The sequence below is a fragment of the Nonomuraea sp. K271 genome (assembly GCF_009908215.1).
Lineage (GTDB): Bacteria > Actinomycetota > Actinomycetes > Streptosporangiales > Streptosporangiaceae > Nonomuraea > Nonomuraea longispora.
The window spans coordinates 18,628-27,895 of record NZ_JAAAHR010000132.1 but is presented as its reverse complement, the minus strand read 5'-3'; the positions used below and the strand labels follow the sequence as shown (position 1 = coordinate 27,895).

10 protein-coding genes are annotated in these 9,268 nt (G+C 65.9%); 8 read left to right on the top strand and 2 right to left on the bottom strand.

Going from position 1 to position 9,268, the window contains the following annotated elements; genetic code table 11:
• Window positions 1-777 precede the first annotated feature (777 nt).
• Entirely contained in the window at window positions 778-1,518 is a 741-nt protein-coding gene (locus GUY59_RS34000; RefSeq protein ID WP_201761666.1) for an SMODS-associated NUDIX domain-containing protein, read from the top strand.
• 141 nt (window positions 1,519-1,659) lie between these two features.
• Here GUY59_RS34000 and GUY59_RS33995 read toward each other — a convergent pair whose 3' ends face one another.
• On the bottom strand, window positions 1,660-2,160 hold the full coding sequence (locus GUY59_RS33995) for a hypothetical protein (RefSeq protein ID WP_138208763.1): 501 nt from the start codon (window positions 2,158-2,160) through the stop codon (window positions 1,660-1,662).
• Here GUY59_RS33995 and GUY59_RS33990 point away from each other — a divergent pair.
• From GUY59_RS33990 to GUY59_RS33975, 4 genes are all read left to right on the top strand, one after another.
• Window positions 2,146-2,472: a hypothetical protein gene (locus tag GUY59_RS33990; protein WP_138208764.1), complete on the top strand. Its 327-nt coding sequence runs from the start codon at window positions 2,146-2,148 to the stop codon at window positions 2,470-2,472. The genes GUY59_RS33995 and GUY59_RS33990 overlap by 15 nt on opposite strands.
• A 416-nt stretch (window positions 2,473-2,888) precedes the next feature.
• Window positions 2,889-3,662 (top strand): transposase family protein, encoded by a 774-nt coding sequence (locus tag GUY59_RS33985; protein WP_161714347.1) that lies wholly within the window; start codon window positions 2,889-2,891, stop codon window positions 3,660-3,662.
• 136 nt (window positions 3,663-3,798) lie between these two features.
• Window positions 3,799-4,260, top strand: a complete 462-nt coding sequence (locus tag GUY59_RS33980; protein ID WP_138205573.1) for a hypothetical protein — start codon at window positions 3,799-3,801, stop codon at window positions 4,258-4,260.
• A gap of 115 nt (window positions 4,261-4,375) precedes the next feature.
• On the top strand, window positions 4,376-5,173 hold the full coding sequence (locus GUY59_RS33975; protein ID WP_138205571.1) for a transposase family protein: 798 nt from the start codon (window positions 4,376-4,378) through the stop codon (window positions 5,171-5,173).
• A 58-nt stretch (window positions 5,174-5,231) separates the two neighbouring features.
• Here GUY59_RS33975 and GUY59_RS33970 read toward each other — a convergent pair whose 3' ends face one another.
• Window positions 5,232-5,699 (bottom strand): relaxase domain-containing protein, encoded by a 468-nt coding sequence (locus tag GUY59_RS33970; protein ID WP_201761665.1) that lies wholly within the window; start codon window positions 5,697-5,699, stop codon window positions 5,232-5,234.
• Between the two features lie 239 nt (window positions 5,700-5,938).
• Here GUY59_RS33970 and GUY59_RS33965 point away from each other — a divergent pair, with 239 nt between their 5' ends.
• The 3 genes from GUY59_RS33965 to GUY59_RS33955 are packed head-to-tail and all read left to right on the top strand — an operon-like array spanning window position 5,939 to window position 9,008.
• Window positions 5,939-6,577 (top strand): TetR/AcrR family transcriptional regulator, encoded by a 639-nt coding sequence (locus GUY59_RS33965; protein ID WP_138205569.1) that lies wholly within the window; start codon window positions 5,939-5,941, stop codon window positions 6,575-6,577.
• Window positions 6,574-7,473 carry an ABC transporter ATP-binding protein gene (locus GUY59_RS33960; protein ID WP_138205567.1) on the top strand — a complete coding sequence of 300 codons (900 nt, stop codon included), beginning with the start codon at window positions 6,574-6,576 and terminating at the stop codon, window positions 7,471-7,473. Before GUY59_RS33965 ends, GUY59_RS33960 begins: the two co-directional genes overlap by 4 nt.
• Window positions 7,470-9,008: an ABC transporter permease gene (locus tag GUY59_RS33955; RefSeq protein WP_138205565.1), complete on the top strand. Its 1,539-nt coding sequence runs from the start codon at window positions 7,470-7,472 to the stop codon at window positions 9,006-9,008. The genes GUY59_RS33960 and GUY59_RS33955 overlap by 4 nt, the downstream gene beginning before the upstream one ends.
• Window positions 9,009-9,268: the final 260 nt, after the last annotated feature.

The following is a 9,268-nucleotide window of genomic DNA, read 5'->3' as shown; positions in this document are numbered from 1 at the left end:
TCTTGGTCGAACAAGATCCTCACGGGGCGGCCGCACCTATGCGCGGCCAGTTATCCGATTGCGATCACTCACGGACGAGAGTCTCGACCACTGTCTGTGACGGCACCACACAAAGATCGCCAGAGCCAGATCTTCGAAGCGCCATCAGCAGTTGGCCGGTGAGGACTGGAGAGAAGAAACGGACGAAGCCAGCCCAGCTCGGGCCGCGGCTCGCTACCCCGACGTTGTTGCTCTCACCCGCCTGCTCGTTGCACCTGCCTGGCGAGCCATGGCCCCCCAAACGGGAAGGGTTCGCTTTGGGCATCGAGCCAGCTCTGCTGGCCGAGATTCGGCGGACCGTCGCTCGCCACTACGGCAGGACTGGGCCGGACTGGAACGAATGGCGGCAAGATCCCCTCTATCTCTGGATCGAGAACGAGCGCAAGAACGCCACGATGCTCCTCCGGCGAGCGAAGACTGCAACTACAGTAAGAAGGACGCCTGGTTCCCTGGCCTCACAGCCGTTCCATGATCGAAACCACAGGCCAGAAGGCTAAACGCCTAATCAAATGTGTCCCCGGCAGGCTTGCCGAACCTGCGGCACCCTTTTTAGGAGAGTGAGCACTTCTCGGGCTCTGTTGGGGCGTTGAGTTGGGGGAACGGGGACTCTGGCGAGGCGGCACCTCGAAGCTATACATTAGCTTGGTTGTTGCCGATAGTGGAGCATAAGAGCGGAGCGGCAAGCTTATGGAGAGGTTCATTCTCTACTCTATCGGAATACTGGCTTGCATATTTGCATTGCTCTTTATCGTGCCTACTAATCCACTTTTCGGACTGGTGGGCGGGCTTGCAACGGGACTAGCGATTCCCCTCATGGATGCGATCCTCGCAAACCGCCGCTATCTGAAACTATCGTGGTACTCCTTCCGATACAGGAACTCCAATGTGCGCATATCTGTCTCATATCTATTTCGCATAAAGCTTGAGGGGAAGTATCTGCTCGTCAAGGGGCGGCGTCGCCCTGGGTATCAGCCGGTGGGGGGAGTGTACAAAATCACGCCGGGAGGCAAGGCCTTCTTGGGCAAGATTGGCGCGCTCGACGACGACCTTCTACCAATTGATGACATCAGCGGGGATGATCTAAGGATCAGAGTGCCCGCCAAGAACCTCGTTAGCTTCGTGCGATGGTTCGAATCGGGCGAGTCTCGGGAGACATCTCCATGGCGCGAATTCTATGAAGAACTGATTGCGCCGAAAATCCTAGCGACCGCCATTTTTCCCTACATCTATCATGAATACATCCGCCGTGAATATCGACCATTAAGATTCAGCACCTATGCTCAATCGCGGGAACTGCTGATTGCAGATATATACGAACTGATCCCCACCCCATCGCAATTCGATGCACTGTCCGCTCTACAGCGGTCGGGTCATCCTGATGTTCTCTGGGCACCGGAAGAGCAAATAAGGCGGCGGGGTGCTATGCCGGGTAGAAATCACGAAATAGAAATTGCTGAGCCCGCGATTTGGATCATGTAAGCTGCTTTATGGTCGGCGCTCGTCCTCATGATCACACGCCAACTGATCTGAGACATTCAGCCACGCACGCCATGATCGTTGAGACACCCATATTTACGTTGTCTCAAATGAGTTGGCGAGCCCCAGGTCAGCGGCTTGGCCTCACGCCAACTTGTTTGAGACAGGACAGCTGGCCCAGGTGGAGGCCGCCGAACAAGCCGCCGAGGAAGCCCGCGCCGCCGCCGCGGCGGCCGAGCAACGCGCCACCAACGCGGCCAACACCGCCGCCACCCGGATCGCCGCCGCCGAACGGCCCGCGCCCAGGCCGAGCCCGCCCGCGACCGTGCCGAGGAAGGCGAGCAAGACGCCTGGCGACAGGTCGGTGAGCACCAGAACGCACGCTCCCAAGCTGAGCAACTCGCCACCCAAGCCGCCGACCGGCAGCGTCAGGCCGAGCACGACCGGGACGCCGCCCGCCAGCGAACCACCGAACTCACCGAACGGCACGCCACCGCGACCGCCCGCATCACAGAACTGGAACAGCAGATCAGTGAACAGCAGCACGAACTCGCCAACCTCCGTCGTCAACTGAAGGAACAGGAAGCCCGGACCCGGAAAGCCGAGCAGGAACGCGACCAGGCACGCGGCATGGCCGGGGCGCACGCCGAGGAGGCCGACCGGCTACGCCAGGCGCTGGCCGCCGAACAACAGCAGCGGGAGCAAGCCGTCACTGCGGCCGCCGTGGCCGAGCAGGCCCGCGAGGCCGCCGCCCAAGCCCGGGCCGACGCCGCCGGTGAGGCCGATCGGCTGCGTGACGAACTTGCCAACCTCGCCAGCGCGCTGAAGAGCGCTCAGCGGCAGCGCGAAGAAGCCGTCACCGCCGCTGCGGTGACGCAGGCCTTGCTGACCAAGCAGGACAGCTCTGAACAGCCTGGCCCCCCTGAGTCGGCCGCCGGGTCCGATCATGATGCATAGCCAACGAACGATGGACAGCAGCCGCGTACGGCCCGGTAGGCCGGTTCACCTGGCCGCCGAAATATCGGCATAGGGAGTAGTGGCGTTCGCCCCCACGTGGTGACTGGAGTTCTGGGCCGTTGAGCATAAAGCGGGTGGTCGGGGTCAGGCGGCCAGGTCGTCGGGGCGTTCGAGGCGTTTCCCATTGGGCTTGTGCCAACCTGAAACCGCAGGCCAGGAGACTTGCCTGATCGTGGTTGGGCGTACTCGGGCTGGTGATGCCTGGCAATCATGACGAGTGAACCTATTTCAGGCTCCGCATCGAGTGCCCTGGTCACAGCATGATCGCAAGTCCGAGGTTAGCCCCATGACGCAGCAGAGCTCCTGGTAGATGGGTTGATCACCACAACCACGCCCATCACAACCAGGAGCTCTGGGTGCTGTTCTATCGTGCCGCCGTCGATTTGTCGCATCAGCGCCTGAACTACGTCGCCGGGGTGATCCGGCGCCACCGTAAGTCCATGAGGTCGATCTGGCGGCGGCTCAACCCTGGCCGGCAGGCCCTGCTGGTGCTGGTCTACCTGCGTAAGGGCGAGACCTACGCCGAACTCGCGGCTGGCTTCGGGGTGTCGGCGGCAACCGCATGGCGGTACGTGGAAGAGACGGTGGCGCTGTTGTCAGCCCGCTCGCCCAAGCTCGTCCAGGCGCTGCGCAAGGCCAAGCGGGACGGGCTGCACTACCTGGTGCTGGACGGCACGCTGATCCATACCGACCGGATCGCCGCTGACCGGCCGTACTTCTCCGGCAAGCACCGTGTGCACGGGATGAACGTGCAGGTCATCGCCTCACCAGATGGGACGATCCTGTGGACCTCGGGCGCCCTGCCCGGCAAGGCCCACGATCTGACCGCTGCCCGCATCTGGGGCATCCTGCGCGCACTAAAGCAGGCGGGGATCATCACCCTGGCGGACAAGGCGTATCAGGGAGCCGAAGGCCCGGTCCGCACCCCGTACAAGGGCAAGCACAAGCCCGAATCCCAGAAACACGCCAACCGCGCCCACGCCAGGCTCCGCGGCCCCGGCGAACGCGCAAACGCCCAGCTCAAAGGCTGGAGAATCTTGCGCAAGCTACGCTGCAGCCCGTCCAAGGCCAGCCACCTCTGCAAGGCCATCGCCGTCCTTCAAAACCATCGCGTCACCCAAGCCGGGTGAGCCTGAAATAGGTTCAGTGATCGTCCGCCATCAGCGGATCAATGTTTCTCACCGATTCCACCGCAGCCGATCACATCCACCCTCTAGCATCCGTATCCGTGTGGTTATTCACGGTAATCACCGGAGGTGAGGCAGGATGTCATCGCTGCTGGAACGGATCGCCGCCCGCCGTGCCGAACTGACCGAGCAAGCACAGCACCTGACCAAGCAGCTGACCGACGTGCAACACGAACTCGACCGGGTGAGCGTGGCCGAGCAGGTCGTCACCCAGATGCTCGCCGAGCCCGAACCCGCCGACCGGGACATGCCGGCGCCGGCCCCTGGCACCGCCACCAGCGCGTCGCCCGGCTCCGGACCGATGATCATCCCCTACCGGCACCAGGTCTCCGGCACCGGCGAACTCCCCGCCGACTACCGGCTTCTCCTGCAGACCGTGACCGACGCGGATCACCCGCTGATCTGCAAACACATCTGCCAAGCGGCCGGGCTGGGCACCGAGTCAGGGCAGGTAGAGGGCACCCGGGCCAAGCTGAACCGGCTGGCTGAGCGGGGCTGGCTGCGCAAAATGCCGAACGGGAGTTTCGCCCCGGCGTCCTGACCTCGCCCGCCTGACCTCGCCCGCCTGACCTCATCCCCTGACCAGGGGCGCTTTCCGTAGCACCGGGCCATGGCACCCGGGCCGCGGAGCGCCCTCGGCAGGGGTATGGCGGTTTGTGACAACAACCAACGAGCCCGCCGAGGGCACACCCGCTGTCTATCAGGTCCGGCTGCCGTTGTCGGCCCAGACCCTCACCTTCGTCGCCGATCTGTTGCGCGGCCACCTGAAGGCGATCGGATCGCGCTGGCGCAAGCTCCCGGCCGGGAAGATCGCGGTCATCGTGCTCGCCGTGCTGCGCCATGACCAGCGCCTGGCCGACATGGCCGGCGGCAACAACATCTCGGCCGGCACCGTACGCCGCTGGGTGCGGGAGGTCCTGCGCCTGCTGGCCGCGCGGGCACCACGCCTGGACCGCGCCCTGGCCAAGATCGCCGAACAGGGCGGCGAGGTCGTGCTGATCGATGGCACCTTGATCCGCACCGAGCGCCGCAGCGGGAAGGACAACCGGAAAAGCTACTCGGGCAAGCACAAAACGCACGGCCTGCTCTTCCTGGCCCTCACCGATGTCGCCGGGAACCTGCTGTGGATCACCACCGCCCGCCACCACAACCTCGTGCAGAAGCTCCGCAAGGCGGGCCTGGGCGCCCTGGCCGACCTCGGCTTCGTCGGGCTCGACGACGACCCCGACGACCCGGTGGTCATCACCGGCCGCAAGGCCACCCGCACCAGCCCTCTCACCACCGCCCAGAAACAGGCCAACCAGCTCATCAGCAGCGAACGCGCCCCCGTCGAGCACGGCTTCGCCGACCTGAAGAACTGGCGCATCCTCACCAAGCTCCGCATGGACGCCGCTCACGCCACCATGCTGCTGCGCGCCCTGCTGGTGCTGACCCACAGCGAAATCACCCGGTGACAGACGATCACCCACCATGATCAGGCGTCACTACCTGCCCGAACACCACCAAGCGAACTCAGGCAAGGGGCGTGACCTGCGATTTCAGGATGGAATTAGCCCAGTGCTGGCCGAGCCAGCGGCGTATCTCGGCCAGCGCGTCCTGCTGCGCGGCATCGAGGGCGTCGGAGACCTCGGGGTGGAGGGCAGCGGCGACCGACAGTGACTTGGGGGCGTTGATCGTCATCTCCGCGAACAGCGGCGACCCCTTGCGCCCTTCGCCGGGCTTGCGCGGGGTGCCCATCTGCTCGCCCGTGATCGGGTCGCGCCAGTCCACCCACCCCTCGTACTCGACCGCCGTCAACGACCGGGCGGCGGTGACCTCGCCGCTGGCGTCCAGCACCGAGTACTCGGCCACGGCATCGTCAGCACCGAGGTAGTACTCATCCGCACCGGAGCGGTCGGCCTCGACATAGCGGCGCGCGGCAGCACCGTTCCCGCGGAACAGGATCACGCCGCCCTTCACACCCGTCACCGCCTCCCACAAGGTCGTCCTTGTGGGAGAGGTGCGCATTACGGCCCCGCCGTAGCATCCGTGCATCTTCTTAGGGCTGCATCATTCTTGGGGCTGCGATGTCTCAAGACATCCCGGCGGATGCCGGGCGCGGCGAGCGACCAGCGGCGTGAACGCCTCAGTGTCGGCGGCGCGGGGTCTCTGTTCCGGCACGAGATGAGTTGGCTGGTATAGTTGACCTATGAGTAAGTCACAGGTATCGGTAGTGGGTCATGGAACCTGCTGAGGACTTGACGGCGCGGGCGCGGATTCGGAACGCGGCGCTCGATGAGTTCGCGGCGCACGGCTATCGGGGGGCGACGCTGCGGGGCATCGCCGCGAGCGCGGGTTCGTCGCTGGGGGTGGTCCAGCACCACTTCGGCAACAAGGACGGCCTGCGTGATGCCTGCGACGCGTATGTGCTGGCGTTCTTTCAGGAACAGGTCTCGCGGGCGGTCGACCTGGACCACCTCGACGGCCAGGCGTTCGCGAGCGAGGCGTATGTCCGGGCGCCGGCGGTCCTGCGGTATCTGGGACGGGCTCTGGCCGATGGCTCCCCGGCAGTCGCGCCGCTGTTCGATGAGCTGGTCTCGGTGACGGAGTCATATCTGTCTGGGCGTCCCGGTGTGGACGATGCGCGAGGCGACGCTGCGGTGTTCGTGGCGATGAGACTCGGTGTCTACGCGCTGCACGAGCACCTGTCGCGGGCGTTGGGTGGTGATGCCTTGGCACCGGAGTCGCTGCGGCGGATCAGCGCTTCGCTGCTGGAGATCGTCGCGCCGGAGTTCCTGGGTGCGCAGGCCTTTCGTGATGCCCGGGAAGCGCTGGGCCGTTCGGTCCCGGCGGAGTCAGCGAAGAGGACGAAAGAATGAGCAATGCTGTAGAGGTCCGCGATGTCGACAAGAGCTACGGACGGACCAAGGCGCTGGCCGGTCTGACGATGTCGGTGCGGGCGGGGGAGGTCCACGGCTTCCTGGGGCCGAACGGCGCCGGCAAGACCACCACGATCCGTGTTCTCCTGGGATTGGTCCGTCGCGATTCGGGGCAGGTCCGGCTGCTCGATGGTGACCCGTGGGCGGATGCTGCCGCGCTGCACCGGCGCTTGGCGTATGTGCCGGGCGATGTGAATCTGTGGCCCAACCTCAGCGGCGGGGAGACCATCGACCTGCTCGGTCGGCTGCGTGGCGGCGTGGATGAGCAGCGGCGGCGTGAGCTGGTGGAGCGGTTCGACCTTGATCCGCGCAAGAAGGGTCGCACCTACTCGAAGGGCAACCGGCAGAAGGTGGCGCTGGTGGCCGCGTTCGCCTCCGATGTCGAGCTGTTGATCCTCGATGAGCCGACATCGGGCCTGGACCCGCTGATGGAGGAGGTCTTCCGCGAGGTCGTCGCCGAGCAGAGCCGGGCCGGGCGCACGGTGCTGCTGTCCAGCCACATCCTCGCCGAGGTCGAGGCCCTGTGCGACCGGGTGACGATCATCCGCCAAGGCACCGCGGTCGAGTCCGGCACCCTCGCAGACCTCCGTCAGCTCACCCGCACCTCGGTCGAGGCGGACCTCGCTCGCATCCCCGATCGCCTCGACAGCCTTTCCGGTGTCCACGACCTGCGCGTCGAGGGCACCCGGCTGCGGTGCCAGGTCGACACCGCCGCATTGGACGATCTGTTGCGCGTGCTCGTCGATGCCGGGCTCCGGAGCCTGGTCAGCCAGCCTCCGACCTTGGAAGAACTGTTCCTGCGCCACTATCAGGACGACCTGGGGGCCTCGGCATGAGAGCCTTCACCGGAACGGGGGCTCTGGTCCGTTTCGTCCTGCGTCGTGACCGGTGGGTGCTTCCGGTCTGGATCGCGGTCGCGGTTCTCGTGCCGTTCAGCCTCGCGTCCGGCGCCGCGGACCTGTACCCGACGGCGGAGGCTCTGCGCGACTACACGGAGGAGGCGATGAGCAATCCGGCGCAGATCGCGATGCGTGGCCTCATCTACGCCCCGACGCTCGGCGGGGTCAGCGCATGGGGTGCGGGCATGTCCAGCGCGCTGGTGTTCACCATCGCGAGCCTGCTCATCGTCGTCCGGCACACCCGTGCCGAGGAGGAGACCGGCCGCCTGGAAATCCTCGGCTCGACCGGGGTGGGCCGCCACGCCAACCTGACCGCGACGTCGATTGTGGTGATCGGCGCGAATCTCGTAGCTGGTGTGCTGTTCGCGGCGGGCCTGATCGGCATCGGCCTGCCACCGGACGGCAGCCTCGTTCTGGGCCTGTCGTCGGCCGCGGTCGGCGTCTCGATCGGCGCCGTCGCGGCCTGCGCGGCCCAGCTCACCCCCAGCAGCGGGTCCGCGCGCGGCATCGCCTTCGGATCGTTGGCGATCCTGTTCGCGCTGCGCGCCGCGGGCGATGTGCAAGCCGACAGCCTCTCGTGGCTCTCCTGGCTCTCCCCGTTCGGCTGGGCGCGGCTGACCGAGGCCTACGCCGGGGATCGGTGGTGGGTCTTCGGACTGTTCGCGCTGTTCATCGCTGTCTTTCTCGCTGCAGCGTACGCGCTCTCCTCGCGGCGCGATATCTCCGCGGGCCTGCTGCCGGAGACACGGGGACCCGAGAGGGCACCGGCGAGCCTGCGGAGCGTGCTCGCTCTGGCCTGGCGGACACATCGCGGCACCCTGCTGGCCTGGTCGGTTGCCTACGCGGTGCTGGGGCTGCTGATCGGCCTCGCCGCCGGAGGCGACTCGACCGAGCAGTTCGGCGGCCTGTTCACCGGCGCCGATGCGCTCCAGACATTCACCCTGCTCGTCCTCAGCCAAGCGACCGCGGGCTACGCCATCCTGACCGCACTGCGTGGCGGCACGGAGGAGAACCGTGGGCTGGCCGAGCTGCTACTCGCGAGTGCTCCCCGCAGGGTCCGGTGGGCCGGCGCCCACCTGATCTTCGCGGTCATCGGTCCCGTACTCCTCCTCGGACTGGCCGGACTCGGCATGGCGATCGCCACCGGCAACCCTGCGGTGATCCCGGCCGCCCTCATCTGGCTACCCGCCGTCTGGACGATCGCGGCAACCGCCCTCGCACTCTGGGGCTGGCTGCCACGGCTCGCCGCACCCGTCGCCTGGGCACTGCTGGTGATCTTCCTCCTCATCGAACTCGCCTACGAGTTCGGCCAGCTCAACCAAGCCGCACTGGACCTGTCACCATTCACCCACATCCCTCGCGTCCTCCTGGGAGCGGACATCTCACCCGCCCCGATCACCATCCTGCTCGCCATCACAGCGGGACTGACCACCACCGGACTCATCGGCATCCGCCGACGCGACATCGGATGACCACGCGCGCCGAAAGCTCGGGCCCTCTTCCGATGCGGGACGGATCAATCGAGACGATTCCAGGCATGATCGCGCTCGGCACCGCACTACTCGCATCGAAAGGATGGCAAGGGTAAGACCTACCCACCGGGTCATGTCGGCTGGTAGCCCGGTATTCACACGCTCTCACCGTCGAGGGTGTGATTCTTGAAGGAGGTGTCTCATGACGCTTCTCCTCGGACGCCTCTCTCCCAGGATGTCCCGAGAGCCGCTGTCCGATA

Coding starts and splice junctions, on each gene's coding strand:
- GUY59_RS33955 (WP_138205565.1), top strand. CDS start 7,470: ATGAGAGCCTTCACCGGAACGGGGGCTCTGGTCCGTTTCGTCCTGCGT.
- GUY59_RS33980 (WP_138205573.1), top strand. CDS start 3,799: ATGTCATCGCTGCTGGAACGGATCGCCGCCCGCCGTGCCGAACTGACC.
- GUY59_RS33960 (WP_138205567.1), top strand. CDS start 6,574: ATGAGCAATGCTGTAGAGGTCCGCGATGTCGACAAGAGCTACGGACGG.
- GUY59_RS33965 (WP_138205569.1), top strand. CDS start 5,939: ATGGAACCTGCTGAGGACTTGACGGCGCGGGCGCGGATTCGGAACGCG.
- GUY59_RS33990 (WP_138208764.1), top strand. CDS start 2,146: ATGGCCGGGGCGCACGCCGAGGAGGCCGACCGGCTACGCCAGGCGCTG.